The organism is Kitasatospora sp. NPDC127067 (assembly GCF_042724755.1).
GTDB lineage: Bacteria > Actinomycetota > Actinomycetes > Streptomycetales > Streptomycetaceae > Kitasatospora > Kitasatospora lactacystinica.
The window spans coordinates 130122-148044 of record NZ_JBHXEM010000003.1 but is presented as its reverse complement, the minus strand read 5'-3'; the positions used below and the strand labels follow the sequence as shown (position 1 = coordinate 148044).

At 71.0% G+C, this 17923-nt stretch carries 15 protein-coding genes; 3 read left to right on the top strand and 12 right to left on the bottom strand.

Annotated features, from left to right (window positions below):
- Nucleotides 1-141: 141 nt before the first annotated feature.
- Nucleotides 142-804 (bottom strand): TetR/AcrR family transcriptional regulator, encoded by a 663-nt coding sequence (locus tag ACFWJ4_RS02535; protein WP_380538459.1) that lies wholly within the window; start codon nt 802-804, stop codon nt 142-144.
- 362 nt (nt 805-1166) lie between these two features.
- Between ACFWJ4_RS02535 and ACFWJ4_RS02530 the strand changes: the two genes are divergently transcribed.
- From ACFWJ4_RS02530 to ACFWJ4_RS02520, 3 genes are all read left to right on the top strand, one after another.
- A complete protein-coding gene (locus ACFWJ4_RS02530; RefSeq protein WP_380538457.1) occupies nt 1167-1625 on the top strand; it encodes a DUF6542 domain-containing protein in 459 nt (152 codons plus the stop codon).
- Nucleotides 1618-3246, top strand: a complete 1629-nt coding sequence (locus ACFWJ4_RS02525) for an LCP family protein (RefSeq protein ID WP_380538455.1) — start codon at nt 1618-1620, stop codon at nt 3244-3246. The genes ACFWJ4_RS02530 and ACFWJ4_RS02525 overlap by 8 nt, the downstream gene beginning before the upstream one ends.
- Before the next feature lie 167 nt (nt 3247-3413).
- The gene (locus tag ACFWJ4_RS02520; protein WP_380538453.1) at nt 3414-3794 is read left to right on the top strand and encodes a VOC family protein; all 381 of its coding nucleotides are present in this window, start codon (nt 3414-3416) and stop codon (nt 3792-3794) included.
- Between the two features lie 123 nt (nt 3795-3917).
- Here the strand turns inward: ACFWJ4_RS02520 and ACFWJ4_RS02515 are convergent, their stop codons facing one another.
- The 11 genes from ACFWJ4_RS02515 to nuoH all read right to left on the bottom strand — a co-directional run bounded on the left by ACFWJ4_RS02515 (nt 3918) and on the right by nuoH (nt 17800).
- Nucleotides 3918-4973 (bottom strand): 2-oxoacid:ferredoxin oxidoreductase subunit beta, encoded by a 1056-nt coding sequence (locus tag ACFWJ4_RS02515; RefSeq protein ID WP_380538451.1) that lies wholly within the window; start codon nt 4971-4973, stop codon nt 3918-3920.
- Nucleotides 4970-6967, bottom strand: coding sequence for a 2-oxoacid:acceptor oxidoreductase subunit alpha (locus ACFWJ4_RS02510; RefSeq protein WP_380351861.1), 1998 nt, complete (start codon nt 6965-6967; stop codon nt 4970-4972). Before ACFWJ4_RS02510 ends, ACFWJ4_RS02515 begins: the two co-directional genes overlap by 4 nt.
- A 278-nt stretch (nt 6968-7245) precedes the next feature.
- Complete coding sequence (locus ACFWJ4_RS02505; RefSeq protein WP_380538449.1) at nt 7246-7908, bottom strand: response regulator; 663 nt, start codon at nt 7906-7908, stop codon at nt 7246-7248.
- A gap of 117 nt (nt 7909-8025) precedes the next feature.
- On the bottom strand, nt 8026-9036 hold the full coding sequence (locus ACFWJ4_RS02500) for a polyprenyl synthetase family protein (RefSeq protein WP_380538447.1): 1011 nt from the start codon (nt 9034-9036) through the stop codon (nt 8026-8028).
- Nucleotides 9037-9347: 311 nt separating this feature from the next.
- Complete coding sequence (gene nuoN, locus ACFWJ4_RS02495; RefSeq protein ID WP_380538485.1) at nt 9348-10970, bottom strand: NADH-quinone oxidoreductase subunit NuoN; 1623 nt, start codon at nt 10968-10970, stop codon at nt 9348-9350.
- A gap of 11 nt (nt 10971-10981) precedes the next feature.
- Complete coding sequence (locus ACFWJ4_RS02490) at nt 10982-12601, bottom strand: NADH-quinone oxidoreductase subunit M (protein WP_380538445.1); 1620 nt, start codon at nt 12599-12601, stop codon at nt 10982-10984.
- A gap of 111 nt (nt 12602-12712) precedes the next feature.
- Nucleotides 12713-14632 carry an NADH-quinone oxidoreductase subunit L gene (nuoL, locus tag ACFWJ4_RS02485; protein WP_380538443.1) on the bottom strand — a complete coding sequence of 640 codons (1920 nt, stop codon included), beginning with the start codon at nt 14630-14632 and terminating at the stop codon, nt 12713-12715.
- A 14-nt stretch (nt 14633-14646) separates the two neighbouring features.
- On the bottom strand, nt 14647-14946 hold the full coding sequence (gene nuoK, locus ACFWJ4_RS02480) for an NADH-quinone oxidoreductase subunit NuoK (protein WP_195911268.1): 300 nt from the start codon (nt 14944-14946) through the stop codon (nt 14647-14649).
- Nucleotides 14943-15860 carry an NADH-quinone oxidoreductase subunit J gene (locus ACFWJ4_RS02475; protein WP_380538483.1) on the bottom strand — a complete coding sequence of 306 codons (918 nt, stop codon included), beginning with the start codon at nt 15858-15860 and terminating at the stop codon, nt 14943-14945. The genes nuoK and ACFWJ4_RS02475 overlap by 4 nt, the downstream gene beginning before the upstream one ends.
- Nucleotides 15860-16468 carry an NADH-quinone oxidoreductase subunit NuoI gene (nuoI, locus tag ACFWJ4_RS02470; protein WP_380538442.1) on the bottom strand — a complete coding sequence of 203 codons (609 nt, stop codon included), beginning with the start codon at nt 16466-16468 and terminating at the stop codon, nt 15860-15862. The genes ACFWJ4_RS02475 and nuoI overlap by 1 nt, the downstream gene beginning before the upstream one ends.
- Before the next feature lie 6 nt (nt 16469-16474).
- On the bottom strand, nt 16475-17800 hold the full coding sequence (gene nuoH, locus ACFWJ4_RS02465; RefSeq protein ID WP_380538440.1) for an NADH-quinone oxidoreductase subunit NuoH: 1326 nt from the start codon (nt 17798-17800) through the stop codon (nt 16475-16477).
- Nucleotides 17801-17923 lie beyond the last annotated feature (123 nt).

Below are 17923 nucleotides of genomic sequence, written 5' to 3'. Positions count from 1 at the left end.
GGCCCGCCCCCCCCGGCCGGGGCGGGGGCTCTGGGCCGGGCGGCACCCACTGTGCCGGGCGCCCATATCGTGGTCTTGCCGTTCTGCCCCGGCCGGGGCGGCAACTGGCCGCCCCGCCCGGACCTGCCCAGCCCCGTGCCGTCAGCCCCGTGCCGTCGGCGACGACGCCGCCGACGACGCGCCGTGGATCCGCAGGAAGGCGTCCACACCGGCCGCCGCGATCCGCTCGACCTCCTCGTCCGCCACCGGGAGGGCGCCCCAGAAGGAGCGCTCGGCGATGCCGTGGAAGGTCAGCAGCGTGAACTGCTCGGCGGCCAGCGCGGCGTCCTCTACCGTGAGGAGCCCGCGCTCGGCGAGCGCGGCGAAGTGCTGCGCGAGGTCGCGCTGGGAGGCGATCGGCCCGGCCTCCAGCCAGGCCTCCAGGACGTCCGCCGGGATGTTGGCCACTTCGGCCCGGATCGCCCGGCCGAGCGCCCCGTGTTCCCCGGCGGACAGGACGGCGCGGGCCCGCTGGACGGCGAAGTCGATCAGGTCCTGGCGCAGCTCCACCACCCGGTCGAGGTACTTCGCCATCAACTCCCGGATGCGTTCGGTCAGTTCCGCCGAGTTCTGCAGGGCCACCGACAGGAAGAGGGTCTCCTTGTCGGCGAAGTGGTTGTAGACCGTCCGCTTGGACACCCCGGCCTCGGCCGCGATCGCGTCCATGCTGGCCCGGACGTACCCCTCGCGCCCGAACACCGCCGTCGCGGCCTGCGTGATCGCCTTGCGCTTCTCCGGCCGCCCCGCTCCGCCCGTCGTCGCCACGGCCCTCTCCTCTTCCGCCGGCGCATCGGCCGGCCGCTCAGAAACTACCCGGTGTAGTTTATCCGGATCACGGCGAACCCGGACTTGCCGCCGAACACGTGTGCTCTATGCTGCGTACGACTTCTACACCCGTGTAGAGGTGATACGGAAGCGCCTCCCCCGATCACGGGCGGCCGGGCGGGAACCGGCCGGCCGGAAACCGGCGTCCGGAACTGGCAGCGCCACGAACAGAGTTCCGGAACGACGGACGACGGGCCCACGGCCCGGACGAGGACCGGCCCGGGACCGGACGAACCGGACGGTCGGCACGCGGCGCAGGCGCCACCGTGGCGCGCGGAGCACGGGAACACCGGGGTGAGGGCGTGGCGGGGCAACGAGGACGGTCGGCCGACAAGCGGGCGCGCCGACGGGCGGCGGACGGACCCGCCGGACACATACGCCCCCTGCCCGGCGGTCCCGCGCTGCCGGTGGCGCTCGCCGTCGGACTGCCGCTGGCCGGCGCGGCGGTCGACGAACTCTCCGGCCCCGGGATGGGCCTGGCCTTCGCGGTGGCCGCGGTGCTCGGCACCGGTCTGGCGGCGGCGCTGAGCGGGCGCAACGGCTGGTGGTGGGTGCTCGCCGCCTCGCCGCTGGTCGTCCTGGGGGTGACGGCCGCCGTCGAGCTGGTCGCCCACCGCGACCGGTACCAGGGCAAGGCCCTGGCCACCGGCGCCGCCAAGTGGGTGGTGCACGGCTTTCCCGTGATGGCCGAGGCCGCTGTCGCGGCCGTCGTCGTGATCGCGTTCCGGCTGGTCCGGGCGAGGAGGAGGCAGCATGGCTGACAACGCCGGAACCGACGGACGCGCCGCGGCCCGCCGCTCCTCCCCCGTGCTGATCGCGGGCCGGGTGGTGGCCTGCACCGTGGGGTTCGCGGTGTTCGCCGCCAGCGGGGTGGTCTGGTACGAGTACAAGCAGCTCACCGACGGGATGACCACCTCCGGCGTCATCGCCGAGACCAAGAAGGACGCGCCCAAGCACCTCGACAACTCGGTCAACCTGCTGCTGATCGGCCTGGACAGCCGCAAGAACATGGACGGCACGGACCTGCCGCCCGAGTTCGTCCAGGACGAACTGCACGCCGGCCACAGCTCCGACATCGGCGGCTACAACACCAACTCCCTGATCCTGCTGCACATCCCGGCGAACGGCGGCAAGGTGCAGGCCGTCTCGATACCCCGCGACGACTATGTGATGACCTACGGCGCCGACGGCTCCCAGCTGGGCATGGCCAAGATCAAGGAGGCCTACGGCGCGGCCAAGGACAAGGCCGACGCGGGCCTGCGCGCCAAGGGCCTCAAGGGCGCCGACCTGGAGAAGGCCGGCCGGGACATCGGCCGCGCGGCCACCATCCGCACCGTGCAGAAGTTCCTCGACCAGCCCATCGACCACATCGCCGAGGTCAACCTGATGGGCTTCTACGACATCGCCAAGGCCCTCCAGCCGATCGAGGTCTGCCTCACCCACGACACCAGGGACCCGGCCATGGAGGGCCAGGGCTCGGGTGCCGACTTCCACAAGGGCGTCAACAAGCTCAACGCCTCGCAGGCGCTGTCCTTCGTCCGCCAGCGCCACAACCTCGACGGCCCGGACGGCAACTCCGGCGACTTCGCCCGCACCCACCGCCAGCAGGCCTTCATCTCCTCGGTCGTGCACAACCTCAAGCAGAAGGGCGTCATCGGCGACCTCGGCAAGATGCAGGAGCTGATGGGCGTCATGCAGAAGGACCTGGTGATCGACAACGAGTGGAACGTGCTCGACTTCGCCCAGCAGGCCCCCAACCTCACCGGCGGCAACGTCGAGTTCAACACCCTGACCTTCGACGGGTTCGGCACCAGGAACGGCCAGGACGTCAATCTGGTGACCCCGGCGAAGGTCCAGAAGGTGGTCAAGCAGCTCTTCGGCTACGCCGACGCCGCCGCGGCGCCGGCCCCGGCCGACCCGGCCGCGGGGGCGGCCCCCGCACCGGCCCAGCCGACCGCGGCACCGACGCCGACCCCGACCGCGACCTCCGCCAGGCCCGTCACGGTCGACGTCTTCAACGCCTCCTCCGCCGCGGGCGTGACCTCCGCCGCCGAGGCCAAGGCCCTGGCGGGCCTGGGCTTCAAGGAGGGCCGCACCGGGTCGGCCGGCACCCGGCCGAAGACCACCACGGTCGTCTACGGCAAGGGCGCCAAGGAAGCCGCCGAGCAGATCGCGGCCCGCTACGGCGTGACGGCCACCGAGTCCGCGAGCGCCGCCGCCGACCACGTCGTCGTCACCCTCGGCACCACCTTCACCGGCGTCGCCGCCGACGAACCCGCCACCCCCGCGGGCGGCGCCCCGGCCGACCCGGCCGCCAATCTGCCCATGCAGGGCCCCGCCGTCGACGCCCAGGCCGACGGCGGCATCCCCTGCGTCTACTGACCCGCTCCGCATCGGCCGTCCGAGGGAGGCTCCCCGCCCGGGGAGCCTCCCTCGGCCGTTCCGGCCCGGAGGGGTCCTCGCGGAAACCCCTGGCGCAATTCTCCGTACTATGTATAGTGTACTGCGTACGGGATAACGCCCGAACGCCGACGAAAGGGTTCTCCGCCTTGCAGATCACCAGGACCGCCGTCTCCCTGACCGTCGAGGACGTCACCACTTCCGCCGCCTTCCTCCAGCGGCACTTCGGCTACACCGAGGAGATGTCGGCCGACGGCTTCGTCTCGCTCGGACACCCGGGCGGCGGGGTCAACGTCGTCTACCTGCGGCGCGGCCTCGAAGTCCTGCCGGAGGAGCAGCGCCACCGGATCGCGGACGGCGTGATCCTGGCGTTCGTCGTCCAGGACATCGCCGCCGAGGAACGGCGGCTGCGCGCCGAGGGCGTCACGATCACCCTCCCGCTGCGCGAGGAGCCCTGGGGCGAGAAGCTCTTCCAGGTCAGCGACCCGAACGGCGTGGTGGTCGAGCTGGTCGAGTGGGCCGAGCAGTAGACAACGACGAGCGGTGGGCCACGACGAGCGACAGGAAATGACGAGCGACAGGAAATGACAACGGCGCCCCCTGTCCCGGCCGGGACAGGGGGCGCCGCTCGCTCGGACCGGACGGCGGGGCGGTCAGTCCACCGTCCAGGTGTCGTTGCCGGCGAGCAGCGCGGCCAGGTCGCCCTCGCCGCGCTGAGTGGCGGCCGTGGCCAGCTGGTCCGCCATCAGCTCGTCGTAGACCGGCCGTTCGACGCTGCGCAGCACGCCGATCGGGGTGTGGTGCAGGGTGTCCGCGTCAGCGATCCGGGAGAGCGCGAAGGCGGCGGCGGGGCCGGCCGCGTGCGCGTCGTGGACCAGGACGTCCGCCTCGTTCTCCGCCGTGACCGGGGCGGTGAACAGCTCGCCGTCCGGCCCCCGGAAGACGCCGTTCGCCAGGTCCGCGCCGAAGCGGACGGGCCGCCCGTGCTCCAGCCGGATCAGCGCCTCGTCCCGGCTGCCGGGGTCCTTCAGCACCTCGAAGGCGCCGTCGTTGAAGATGTTGCAGTTCTGGTAGATCTCCACCAGCGCCGTGCCCCGGTGCTCGGCGGCCGCCCGCAGCACCGACTGGAGGTGCTGGCGGTCCGAGTCGATGGTGCGCGCGACGAAGGTGGCCTCGGCGCCGATCGCCAGCGACAGCGGGTTGAACGGCGCGTCCAGCGAGCCCATCGGGGTGGACTTGGTGATCTTGCCGACCTCGCTGGTCGGTGAGTACTGGCCCTTGGTGAGGCCGTAGATACGGTTGTTGAACAGCAGGATCTTCAGATTGACGTTCCGCCGCAGGGCGTGGATCAGGTGGTTGCCGCCGATCGACAGCGCGTCGCCGTCGCCCGTCACCACCCAGACGCTCAGGTCCTGGCGCGCGGTGGCCAGCCCGGTCGCGATCGCCGGCGCCCGACCGTGGATCGAGTGCACCCCGTAGGTGTTCATGTAGTACGGGAAGCGCGAGGAGCAGCCGATGCCCGAGACGAATACCGTGTTCTCGCGCTTGATGCCCAGCTCCGGCATGAAGGACTGCACCGCCGCCAGGATCGCGTAGTCCCCGCAGCCGGGGCACCAGCGCACCTCCTGGTCGGTCTTGAAGTCCCGGGCGCTCTGCGGCCCTTCGGCCTTGGGCACCAGCTTCAGGGACGGGAAGGCGTGCTCGCTCATCGGTGGTCCTCCTCGTCCAGGGTGCCGATCGCGGCCCACAGCACGTCCGCCAACTGGGCGGCCTTGAACGGCAGCCCGCGCACCTGGTTGTAGGACTCGGCGTCCACCAGGTACTTCGCCCGCAGCAGCAGGGCCAGCTGCCCCAGGTTCATCTCGGGCACGATGATCTTCTCGTAACTCCGTAGCACCGAGCCCAGGTTGGCCGGGAACGGGTTGAGGTTGCGCAGGTGCGTCTGGGCGACCTCGCCGCCGTCCGCGCGCACCCGGCGCACCGCGGCGGTGATCGGCCCGTAGGTCGAACCCCAGCCGATCACCAGCACCCGGGCGTCGCCGGTCGGGTCGTCCACCTCGACCGGCTTCACCGTGATGCCGTCGATCTTGGCCTGCCGGGTGCGGACCATGAAGTCGTGGTTGGCCGGGTCGTAGGAGATGTTGCCGGTGCCGTCCTGCTTCTCGATGCCGCCGATCCGGTGCTCCAGGCCGGGCGTGCCGGGCACCGCCCAGGGCCTGGCCAGCGTCCGCGGATCGCGCAGGTACGGCCAGAAGGCGCCGTCCTCGCGGTTCGGGCCGGTGGCGAACTGCGGGTCGATCTCAGGCAGTTCGTCAACGGCGGGGATCCGCCAGGGCTCCGAGCCGTTGGCCAGGTAGCCGTCCGAGAGCAGGAACACCGGGGTGCGGTAGGTGACCGCGATCCGGGCCGCCTCCAGCGCCGCGTCGAAGCACTCCGCGGGCGTGGCCGGGGCGACGATCGGCACCGGCGCCTCGCCGTTGCGGCCGAACATCGCCTGCAGCAGGTCCGCCTGCTCGGTCTTGGTCGGCAGGCCGGTGGACGGGCCGCCGCGCTGGATGTCCACGATCAGCAGCGGCAGTTCGAGCGAGACGGCCAGGCCGATCGCCTCCGACTTCAGCGCGACCCCCGGCCCGGAGGTGGTGGTCACCCCGAGCGCCCCGCCGAAGGCGGCCCCGAGCGCGGCACCGACGCCGGCGATCTCGTCCTCCGCCTGGAAGGTGCGCACCCCGAAGTTCTTGTGCCGGCTCAGCTCGTGCAGCACGTCCGAGGCCGGGGTGATCGGGTACGAGCCCAGGTACAGCGGCAGGCCGGAGCGCTTCGCGGCGGCGATCAGCCCGTAGGACAGCGCGAGGTTGCCGGAGATGTTGCGGTAGCGCCCGGCCGGGAGCCTGGCCGGCGGCACCTCGTAGGAGACCGCGAAGGACTCCGTGGTCTCGCCGAAGTTCCAGCCCGCCCGGAAGGCGCTGATGTTCGCCTCGGCGATCTGCGGCTTCTTGGCGAACTTGGTGCGCAGGAACGACTCCGTCCCGTGCGTGGGCCGGTGGTACATCCAGGACAGCAGGCCCAGGGCGAACATGTTCTTCGCCCGCTCCGCGTCCTTGCGGGCCAGGCCGCTGTCCTTGAGCGCCTCCAGGGTCAGCGCGGTCAGCGGCACCTTGTGCAGGTGGAAGCCGTCCAGCGAACCGTCGGTCAGCGGGTCCGCCGGGTAACCGACCTTGGCCAGCGCGCGCTTGGTGAACTCGTCGGTGTTGACGATGATCTCGGCGCCGCGCGGCAGGTCCGGCAGGTTCGCCTTCAGCGCGGCCGGGTTCATCGCGACCAGCACGTTCGGGGCGTCGCCCGGGGTCAGGATGTCGTGGTCCGCGAAGTGCAGCTGGAAGGAGGAGACGCCCGGCAGGGTGCCGGCGGGCGCCCGGATCTCGGCCGGGAAGTTCGGCAGCGTCGACAGGTCGTTGCCGAAGGACGCCGTCTCCGAGGTGAACCGGTCACCGGTCAGCTGCATGCCGTCACCGGAGTCGCCGGCGAAGCGAATGATCACCCGATCGAGTCTGCGGATGGGCTTGCCCGGCTTCACCGGAGGGCCGCCCGGGGCGGGCGGTCCGGCGGGAGCGGCCGCACCCGAGCGCGCGTCGCCGTTTCCGGCGCGGGCCTCGTCGCCGTCCGGGCCGTCCACTGCCTCTGACTGATCGACCTGACTGGTCACTGCCGCGGACCTCCTCGTGGGCACACCACCGCGGGCGCGGCCCCGTGCCCCGTCCGCCTGGTGCACCTCTCGCATCCTATGCGGGCCGACACGACGGCGGCCGGAACCACGGCAGCAATTTCACCGGCCCGCGGCCATACCGCACATGAGCAACAACGCCCGCCCGCCGGAGATCATTCCGGCTCGGGCGGGCGGACGCGAGCACCTCTCAGGCGCATGGCCGAGATGCGCTCCCCGGGGGCGCGCCCCCGGGGAGCCCGGGCGACGGAGCCGGGGCGTCAGGAGTTGAGGTAGGTGAGCACAGCCAGCACCCGGCGGTGGTCCTCCGAGCTCTGAGCCAGCCCCAGCTTGAGGAAGATGTTGCTGACGTGCTTCTCCACCGCGCCGTCGGAGACCACCAGCTGCCTGGCCACCGCCGCGTTGGTGCGGCCCTCCGCCATCAGCCCGAGCACCTCGCGCTCGCGCGGCGTGAGATTGGCCAGAACGTCGCCCTTGCGGCTGCGGCTGAGGAGCTGCTGCACCACCTCAGGGTCCAGCGCCGTGCCGCCGTCGGCGACCCGGACCACCGCGTCGGCGAACTCGCGCACCTCGGCGACCCGGTCCTTGAGCAGGTAGCCGACGCCCCGGGTGGAACCGGCCAGCAGCTCGGAGGCGTAGCGCTCCTCCACGAACTGCGACAGCACCAGCACACCCAGCTGCGGGTAACGGCCGCGCAGCTCCACGCAGGCCCGCAGCCCCTCGTCGGTGTGGCTCGGCGGCATCCGCACGTCGGAGACCACGACGTCCGGCAGGGCGTCGGCCGCCGCCAGGTCGTGGATGGTCTTCACCAGGGCCTCGCCGTCCCCGACCCCGGCGACGACCTCCATGCCGCGATCGGTGAGCAGCCGGGTCAGTCCCTCCCTCAGAAGTACGGAGTCCTCGGCGATGACGACGCGACGCATAACGACCTTCCCGGCAGGCGTGTGCTGACGGGAGTCAGTCTCCCCCATCCCGGAGTCACCGCGCTGGGGGGCCGGGCCCGGCCGCACCGCGGCCCGGCCCGGACGAGCCCGGGGGGCTCACATGGTGCGGATCGCCACCGCGTCGCAGAGCCCCTCCAGGGCGGCCTTGGCGGCGCAGTCCGGCAGCGGGGCCAGCAGCGCCCTGGCCTCCTCGGCCCGGCGCAGGGTCTCGGCGCGGGCGCGCTCCAGCGCCGGGTGGGCGCGCAGCAGACGCAGCGCCTCGGCGTGCAGGTCGTCGTCGGAGAGGTCCTGGTCGAGCAGTTCACGCAGCCGGGCGTCGGCCGGGTCGGCCGGGTCGACGGGCATCTGCTGCAGCAGCAGGGTCGGCAGCGTCGGCACGCCCTCGCGCAGGTCGGTACCGGGGGTCTTGCCGGACTCGTGGCCGTCACTGGCGATGTCGAGCACGTCGTCGGCCAGCTGGAAGGCGATGCCGATCCGCTCGCCGAACTCGCCGAGGGTCTCCACCAGCTCGCGCTCGGCACCGGCCATCAGCGCTCCTATCCGGCAGGAGACGGCGATCAGCGAGCCGGTCTTGCCCTCCAGGACGTCCAGGTAGTGCAGCAGCGGGTCCATGTCCTGACCGGGGCCGCGGGTCTCCAGGATCTGACCGGTCACCAGCCGCTCGAAGGCCTCGGCCTGCATCCGCACGGCCTCCGGGCCGAGGTCGGCGAGCACCTGGGAGGCGCGGGAGAACAGGAAGTCGCCGGTGAGGATCGCGACCGAGTTGTCCCAGCGGGAGTTGGCGCTCGGGGCACCCCGGCGCACCGGCGCCTCGTCCATCACGTCGTCGTGGTACAGCGTGGCCAGGTGGGTCAGCTCGACCACCACGGCGGCGGGCACCACACCGGGCGCCCCCGGGTCGCCGAACTGGGCGGCCAGCAGCAGGAGCAGCGGACGGAAGCGCTTGCCGCCGGCTTCGAGGAGGTGACTGGCGGTGACGGTGATGAACGGGACGTCGCACTTGACGGCCTCGCCGAGCGCCGCCTCCACCGCGTCCAGTCCGGCCTGGACATCCCGGGTCAGGTCGCGGTCCTGCACGCTGAGCCCGAAGGGTTCCACGACGGTCACGAAGACCACTCCTCTGTCCCTGGTCGATCTAGCGGCCTGGTCCCTGAGTGCCGCCGCTGGCCATACAGGCAGGGTATCCGGTCGTGAGTGGATCACTGCACGGGCGTGCGGATCCTGTCATGATCGGGCCTGATGCCCTGGTCAGGGCGGCTGTGCGGGCCGGACGGCGGTGGGGGCGAATTCGGCTGGAAATAAAGGTGGGAGAGTCCTCGGGACTCCCCCGGCCCCGGCTCCCGACAAAGACCCGTCCGGGCCGCGCGGACTGGGCGCGGCCCGGACGGGGCCCTGGTCGGAGGCGGTGGACGCCAGGATCAGCGCACGAACAGCGAGGCCTTGGACGCCAGGTCGAGGAAGTACTGCGGGAGCAGCCCGAGACCCAGTGTGACCAGCACCCCCACCCCGATCGCGGTCGCCGTGAAGGCGCTCGGGATCGCCACCGTGGGGCCGCCCGGCTGCGGGTCCGAGAAGAACATCAGCACGATCACCCGGATGTAGAAGAACGCGGCCACCGCCGAGCTCAGCACACCGACGACCACCAGCGGGGTCGCCCCGCCGCTGGCCGCCGCCTGGAAGACCGCGAACTTCCCGGTGAAGCCGGAGGTCAGCGGAATCCCGGCGAAGGCCAGCAGGAACAGCGCGAACACCGCCGCCACCAGCGGCGAGCGCCGCCCGAGCCCGGCCCAGCTGGACAGGTGGGTCGCCTCGCCCTTGGAGTCGCGCACCAGGGTGACCACGGCGAACGCGCCGAGCGTCACGAAGGAGTACGACAACAGGTAGAACAGCACCGAGGAGATGCCCTGCTTGTTGACGGCGATCACGCCGGTCAGGATGAACCCGGCGTGCGCGATCGAGGAGTACGCCAGCAGGCGCTTGACGTCCTGCTGGGTCACCGCGAGCACCGCGCCCACCACCATGGTGAGGATCGCCACGCCCCACATCACCGGCCGCCAGTCCAGCCGCAGGCCCGGGAAGGCCACGTAGAACAGCCGCAGGAAGGCCCCGAACGCCGCGACCTTGGTGGCCGCCGCCATGAAGCCGGTCACCGGGGTCGGCGCGCCCTGGTAGACGTCCGGGGTCCAGGAGTGGAAGGGGACCGCGGCGACCTTGAACAGCAGGCCGACCGCGAGCATCGCCAGGCCGGTCAGCACCAGCGCGTCGCTCTGGGTGGTGCTCAGCTGCGCGGGGGTGGTCATCGCCTTGCCGGAGATGACGTCCCCGATGTCCCCGAGCTTCACGCTGCCCGCGTAGCCGTACAGCAGCGCGGTGCCGAAGAGGAAGAACGCCGAGGCGAAGGCGCCGAGCAGGAAGTACTTGACCGCCGCCTCCTGGGAGAGCAGCCGGCGGCGCCGGGCCAGCGCGCACAGCAGGTACAGCGGCAGCGAGAAGACCTCCAGCGCCACGAACATGGTCAGCAGGTCGTTGGCGGCGGGGAACAGCAGCATGCCGCCGACCGCGAACATGGTGAGCGGGAAGACCTCGGTGGTGGCGAAGCCGGCCCGGACCGCGGCCCGCTCCTGCTCGCCGCCGGGGGTGGCGGCGGCCTGGGAGGCGAAGGCGTCGGCGGGCAGGCCGCCGGCCTTCGGCTCCAGCCTGCGCTCGGCGTAGGTGAGCACCGCGACCACGGAGGCCAGCAGGATCACGCCCTGGAGGAACAGTGCCGGGCCGTCCATCGCGACCGACTCCATGGCCAGCAGGTCGATCCGGGTGAAGCCGTGGCTCTGCACGGCCAGCACCACCACGGCGACGAAGGCGCCGACCAGCCCGGCCAGCGCGAGCGTCACCTGGGTCCAGTGCCGGTACCGGCGGGGCACGAAGGCCTCCACCAGGACGCCGGCCACGGCGGCGGCGAACACCACGAGCATCGGCGAGAGCTGGCCGTACTCGATGTGCGGCGCCGGAATGCTGGGGGTGTTGCCGCCCGCGGCGGCGAGCATCGCGGTGGCGCTCACTTCTGCTCACCTCCTGAGGTGGCGGCGACCGGGTGGGCCGGCGCCGGGTCGGTCTGGTGGATCTGCGAGAGCGTCGCGTTCACCGAGGGGTTGACCAGGTCGGTGAGCGGCTTGGGGTAGACGCCGAGCAGGATGGTCAGCGCCACCAGCGGGCCGACCACGGCGAGTTCCCGGGCCTTGAGGTCGGGCATCGTGCGCACCCCGTCCTTCACCGGGCCGGTCATGGTGCGCTGGTACAGCAGCAGGGCGTACAGCGCGGCCAGCACGATGCCGAAGGTGGCCACGACGCCGATCGCCGGGTAGCGGGTGAAGGTGCCCACGAGCACCAGGAACTCGCTGACGAAGGGGGCGAGCCCGGGCAGCGACAGGGTGGCCAGACTGCCGATCAGGAACGTCCCGGCGAGCACCGGGGCGACCTTCTGCACACCGCCGTAGTCGGCGATCAGCCGCGAACCGCGACGGGAGATCAGGAAGCCGGCCACCAGCATCCACGCCGCCGTGGACAGGCCGTGGTTGACCATGTAGAGGGTGGCGCCGCTCTGGCCCTGGCTGGTCAGCGCGAAGATGCCCATGATGATGAAGCCGAAGTGCGAGATCGAGGCGTACGCCACCAGGCGCTTGATGTCCTTCTGCCCGACCGCCAGCAGCGCGCCGTAGACGATCCCGATCAGCGCGAGGACCAGGATCGCCGGGGCGAAGGTCTTCGAGGCGTCCGGGAACAGCCCGAGGCAGAAGCGCAGCATCGCGAAGGTGCCGACCTTGTCCACCACGGCGGTGATCAGCACCGCGGTGCCGGCGGTGGACTCGCCCATCGCGTTCGGCAGCCAGGTGTGCAACGGCCACAGCGGGGCCTTCACCGCGAAGGCGAAGAAGAAGCCCAGGAACAGCGCCTTCTCGGCGGTGCCGGTCAGCTGGAGCCGGCCGTCGGCGATCGCCGAGGTCAGCGTCGGCAGGTCGAAGGTGCCGAAGCCCTGGTCCTGCGCGATCACGTACAGGCCGATCACGGCCGCCAGCATCACCAGGCCGCCGAGCAGGTTGTAGAGCAGGAACTTCACGGCCGCGTAGGAGCGCTGACGCGCCGACTCGGGGCCGCCCGCCCGGTCGCCGAAGCCGCCGATCAGGAAGTACATCGGGATCAGCATGGCTTCGAAGAACACGTAGAAGACGAAGACGTCGGTGGCGTAGAAGGAGACGACCACCATCGCCTCCACCGCCAGGATCAGGGCGAAGAAGCCCTGGGTCCTCCTGCTGTTCTCGAAGGTGCCGTCGGGACCGGCCGGCCCCGGATCGGCGTCGTGCCAGGAGGCGAGGATCACCAACGGCACGAGGACGGCGGTGAGCAGGGCGAGCACCGCGCCGATGCCGTCCACGCCGAGCGAGAAGGTGATGCCGAAGGAGCGGATCCAGCTGTACGACTCGTTCAACTGGAAGCGGGCGCCCTGGGGGTCGAACCGGGTCGCCACCACGGCGGCCAGCACCAGGGTGACGGCCGAGACGCCCAGCGCCACGGCCTTGGTGTTCCGGCGCCGGCTCTCGGAGGACCCGGCGGGCAGCGCCGCGGTCAGCACCGCGCCGGCCGCCGGCACGGCGCAGGTGGCGGTCAGGAGGACGCTCATGCGCCCACCTCGCCGCGCCCGGCAGGGGCGTCCGTCCGCGCGCACCGCTTGACGGTTCGTTCGCTGCGCTCACTCATGGCCTGCCCTCCCAACGGATATCAGGACGAGTCATCACGTGGACCTCATCAGGAGAGTCGTGGCGACCAGCACCAGCGTGCCGCCGAACATGGAGAGCGCGTAGGAGCGGACGTAGCCGTTCTGGATCCGCCGCAGCCGGCCGGAGAGCCCGCCGATCGCGGCGGCCAGGCCGTTGACCACGCCGTCCAGGCCGCGGCTGTCGAAGAAGACCAGCGCCGCGGCGAGCGCCGAGCCCGGCCGCACCAGCACCGCGTGGTTGAAGTCGTCCTGCAGCAGGTCCCGGCGGGCGGCCCGGGTGAGCGGGGAGCCGACCGGCGGCACCACAGGGACGGGCGAGCGCCCGTACATCAGGTAGGCGAGGCCGACGCCGGCCAGCATGCAGGCCGTGGTCAGCAGGGTGACGGTCAGCGGGGCGAGCGGGGAGTTGCCCTCCTCGTACCCGGTGACCGGCTCCAGCCACTTCAGGAAGGAGTCGTTGAAGGCGAACAGCCCGCCCGCGAACACCGAGCCGAAGGCCAGCAGGACCATCGGGATCGTCATGGTCCTGGGCGACTCGTGCGGGTGCGGCAGGTCGCCCTCCCCCGCGGCGGAGCCGCCGGTGCCACCGGCCGGCTGCCAGCGCTTCTCGCCGAAGAACGTCAGCACCATCACCCGGGTCATGTAGAACGCGGTGATCGCCGCGCCGACCAGCGTGCACAGCCCGAGGATCCAGCCCTCGGTGCCGCCCTTGGCGAAGGCCGCCTCGATGATCTTGTCCTTGGAGAAGAAACCGGACAGGCCGGGGAAGCCGATGATCGCCAGGTAGCCGAGGCCGAAGGTGACGAAGGTGACCGGCATGTACTTGCGCAGGCCGCCGTAGTGACGCATGTTCACCTCGTCGTTCATGCCGTGCATGACCGACCCGGCGCCGAGGAACAGCCCGGCCTTGAAGAAGCCGTGGGTCACCAGGTGCATGATCGCGAAGACGTAGCCGATCGGACCGAGCCCGGCCGCCAGCACCATGTAGCCGATCTGCGACATGGTCGAGCCGGCCAACGCCTTCTTGATGTCGTCCTTGGCGCAACCGACGATCGCACCGAACAGCAGCGTGACCGCGCCGACCACCACCACGGCGGTCTGCGCGTCCGGCGCCAGGTCGAAGATCGCCGAGGAACGGGTGATCAGGTAGACGCCCGCGGTCACCATGGTGGCCGCGTGGATCAGCGCCGACACCGGAGTCGGGCCCTCCATCGCGTCCCCCAGCCAGGACTGCAGAGGCACCTGGGCCGACTTGCCGCAGGCCGCCAGCAGCAGCATCAGACCGATCGCCGTCAGCTTGCCCTCGCTCGCCTCGTGCGCACCGCCGAAGACGGGGCCGAAGGCGAAGGAGCCGAACTCCGCGAACATCAGCATGATCGCGACGGACAGGCCGATGTCGCCGACCCGGTTGACGATGAAGGCCTTCTTCGCCGCCGTCGCCGCGCTCGGCTTGTGCTGCCAGAAGCCGATCAGGAGGTACGAGGCCAGGCCCACGCCCTCCCAGCCGAAGTACAGCAGCAGGTAGTTGTCCGCGACCACCAGCAGCAGCATGGCGGCCAGGAAAAGGTTCAGGTACGCGAAGAAACGGCGCCGGCGCTCGTCGTGCGCCATGTAGCCCACCGAGTAGAGGTGGATCAGCGTGCCGACGCCGGTGATCAGCAGGACGAAGGTCATCGACAGCTGGTCGAGCAGGAAGGAGAAGTCGGCCTGGAAGCCGTTCACCGGGATCCAGCTGAACAGGTGCACGGTGAGCGCCCGGTTCTCGGCGTCACGGCCGAGCATGGACGAGAACAGGGCCAGGCCGAAGCCGAACGAGAGCGCAGCGAGCGCGGTGGCCAGCCAGTGGCCGTAGCGGTCCAGCACCCGGCCGCCGAGCAGCAGCAGGGCGGCACCGGCCAGTGGAGCCGCCACCAGCAGCGGAATGAGAGAGTTCACCGAAGGTCCTCCGCCTACAGCTTCATCAGGTTGCTGTCGTCGACCGAAGCGGAGTGCCTGGTCCGGAAGATGGAGACGATGATGGCGAGGCCGACCACGACCTCGGCCGCCGCCACCACCATCGTGAAGAACGCGATGATCTGGCCGTCCAGGGTCCCGTGCAGCCGGGAGAAGGTCACCAGGGCGAGGTTCGAGGCGTTCAGCATCAGCTCCACGCACATGAACAGCACGATCGCGTTGCGCCGGATCAGCACCCCGGCCGCGCCGATGGTGAACAACAGGGCCGACAGGTAGAGGTAGTTGACCGGGTTCACTCCGCGCCCTCCTCGCCGGCCGGGTGCTCCACGTTGTTCGCCGGCACCGGCTCGCCGTTCGCCGGCACCGGCTCCAGCGACTTGCGCGGGGCCGTCACCGCCGGCCGCTCCGAGGACGGACGGCCCAACCAGTCCGCCGTGCTGTTCTCCAGCTCCGCCATCCGCTGCAGCATCGCCTGGCTGACGTCCCGGACCTGGCCGCGCTCGCGCAGCGTCGCCATCACCGAGTCCTCGGCGATCGTGCCGTCCGGCAGCAGCGCCGGGACGTCCACCGCGTTGTGCCGCGCGTACACGCCCGGCGCCGGCAGCGGCGGCAGCTGGATGTTGTCCATGATCCGCTGCGCCGCCAGCTCGCGCTGCGTCTTCGGCGCCTTCACGTGCTCCCGGTGGGTCAGCACCATCGCGCCGATCGCCGCGGTGATCAGCAGCGCGCCGGTGACCTCGAAGGCCCACACGTACCGGGTGAAGATCAGCCGGGCCAGGCCCGGCACGTTGCCCTCGGCGTTCGCCTCGGACAACCCGGTGAAGTGGTCCAGCTTCGCGTTGGCGATCCCGGCGATCAGCAGCACGCCGAAGCCCAGCCCGCACAGCGCCGCGGCGAACCGCTGGCCCTTCAGCTGCTCCTTCAGCGAATCCTCGCTGGTGACACCGACCAGCATCACCACGAACAGGAACAGCATCATGATCGCGCCGGTGTAGACCACGATCTGCACCACGCCCAGGAACACCGCGCCCTGGGCCATGTAACAGACCGCCAGCGCCAGCATGGTGGCCGCCAGGCAGAGCGCACTGTGCACGGCCTTGCGCATCAGCACCATGCCGAGCGCACCGCCGACCGCGATCACCGCGAGCACCCAGAACTGGACGGCCTCACCCGTCGAGGTCGTCCCGGTCGCTTCCGCCAGCCGCGCGATCACTGCTGCACCTCCCGGTCCCGGTCGGTGCGCTCCTGCTGGACCGTGCCCGGCGCCGCCGCGGTGATCTCGCCCCGGTAGTACGCGCCCTCGTCGGTGCCCGGGAAGATCGCGTGCGGGGTGTCGACCATGCCCTCGGACAGGCCCACCAGCAGCTGCTCCTTGGTGAAGATCAGGTCCCGCCGGGAGGAGTCGGCCAGCTCGTACTCGTTGGTCATGGTCAGCGCCCGGGTCGGGCAGGCCTCGATGCACAGCCCGCACAGGATGCAACGGGCGTAGTTGATCTGGTACACCACGCCGTAGCGCTCACCCGGGGAGTAGCGCTCCTCGTCCCGGTTGTCCGCGCCCTCCACGTAGATCGCGTCGGCCGGGCAGGCCCACGCGCACAGCTCGCAGCCGACGCACTTCTCCAGGCCGTCCGGGTGCCGGTTCAGCTGGTGGCGGCCGTGGAAGCGCGGAGCGGTGGGCTTCTTCTGCTCCGGGTACTGCTCGGTGAGCCGCTTCTTGAACATGGCCTTGAAGGTCACGCCGAAGCCGGCGGCCGGGCCGAGGATCGACGGACGGTCGGCCCGTTCGGAGCGGCCCGTACGATCGGACTGGTCGGACATCTCGGTTCAGCTCCCTTCGGAATGGTCGGCCCCGTTGAGGGCGTCCTGGAGTTGCTTCGGGGCGCGGCTGCGCCGGCGCGGCACCGGCGGGAGCACCTGGCCGGGCAGCGGCGGGACCGGATAGCCGCCCGCCATCGGGTCGAAATCGGCGGGCGGAGTGACCTCGGGTTCGGGCTGCTTCCTCAGGAAGTCCCGCAGCAGCGCCAGCAGCAGGATCACGCCGACCGGCGCGCCCACGTACAGCACCACCTCGCCGAAGTCGTAGCCCTCGTTGCGCAGCGCCCGCACGCTCGCGATCAGCACCAGCCACACCAGCGAGACCGGGATCAGCACCTTCCAGCCCAGCTTCATGAACTGGTCGTAGCGGAACCGGGGCAGCGTGCCGCGCAGCCAGATGAAGAAGAACAGCAGCAACTGGATCTTCAGCGTGATCCACAGCATCGGCCACCAGCCGTGGTTGGCGCCCTCCCAGAACGTCGACACCGGCCACGGGGCCCGCCAGCCGCCCAGGAAGAGGGTCGAGGCCACCGCCGAGACCGTCACCATGTTCACGTACTCGGCCAGCATGAACATCGCGAACTTCAGCGAGGAGTACTCGGTGTTGAAGCCGCCGACCAGCTCGCCCTCGGCCTCCGGGAGGTCGAACGGCGCCCGGTTGGTCTCGCCGACCATCGCGATGATGTAGACGATGAACGACACCGGCAGCAGCGCCGCGAACCACGTCGGCTGCTGGTGCGCCACGATCTCCGAGGTCGACATCGAACCCGAGTAGATGAACACCGCCGCGAAGGACAGGCCCATCGCGATCTCGTAGCTGATCATCTGCGCGGACGAGCGCAGCCCGCCCAGCAGCGGGTACGTCGAACCCGAGGACCAGCCCGCCAGCACGATGCCGTAGATGCCCACCGCGGCCGTCGCCAGGACGTACAGCAACGCCACCGGGAAGTCCGTCAGCTGGAGCGGCGTGCGAGTGCCGAAGATCGACACCTCGTTGCCGGCCGGGCCGAACGGGATCACCGCGAAGGCCATGAACGCGGGGATGGCGCAGACGATCGGGGCCAGGATGTAGACCACCTTGTCCGAGCCCTTGACCACCAGGTCTTCCTTCAGCGCCAGCTTCACGCCGTCCGCCAGCGACTGCAGCATGCCCCACGGGCCGTGCCGGTTGGGCCCGATGCGCAGCTGCATCCAGGCCACCACCTTGCGCTCCCAGACGATCGCGATCAGCACCGTCAGGACCAGGAAGGCGAAGCAGAACACCGCCTTCAGCAGCACCAGCCACCACGGGTCCTGCCCGAAGAAGTGGAGCGTCTCGTACGGCTGCGGAGTCATCGGTCCTCCCCTTCTCCCGCGGTCCCGTCCACGGTCGAACCGGCCTGGGCCTGCGCCTGGGCCGACTCGTCCTGTTCCTGCTCGTCCTGCGCCGCCCGGTCGGGTGTCGCCCCGTCCGGTGCC

Excerpts from the sequence above, each read along its gene's own strand:
- ACFWJ4_RS02515 (WP_380538451.1), bottom strand. The coding sequence starts at position 4,973 with ATGAGCGAGCACGCCTTCCCGTCCCTGAAGCTGGTGCCCAAGGCCGAA.
- ACFWJ4_RS02505 (WP_380538449.1), bottom strand. The coding sequence starts at position 7,908 with ATGCGTCGCGTCGTCATCGCCGAGGACTCCGTACTTCTGAGGGAGGGA.
- nuoH (WP_380538440.1), bottom strand. The coding sequence starts at position 17,800 with ATGACTCCGCAGCCGTACGAGACGCTCCACTTCTTCGGGCAGGACCCG.
- nuoN (WP_380538485.1), bottom strand. The coding sequence starts at position 10,970 with ATGCTCGCCGCCGCGGGCGGCAACACCCCCAGCATTCCGGCGCCGCAC.
- ACFWJ4_RS02525 (WP_380538455.1), top strand. The coding sequence starts at position 1,618 with ATGGCTGACAACGCCGGAACCGACGGACGCGCCGCGGCCCGCCGCTCC.
- nuoI (WP_380538442.1), bottom strand. The coding sequence starts at position 16,468 with ATGTCCGACCAGTCCGATCGTACGGGCCGCTCCGAACGGGCCGACCGT.
- ACFWJ4_RS02490 (WP_380538445.1), bottom strand. The coding sequence starts at position 12,601 with ATGAGCGTCCTCCTGACCGCCACCTGCGCCGTGCCGGCGGCCGGCGCG.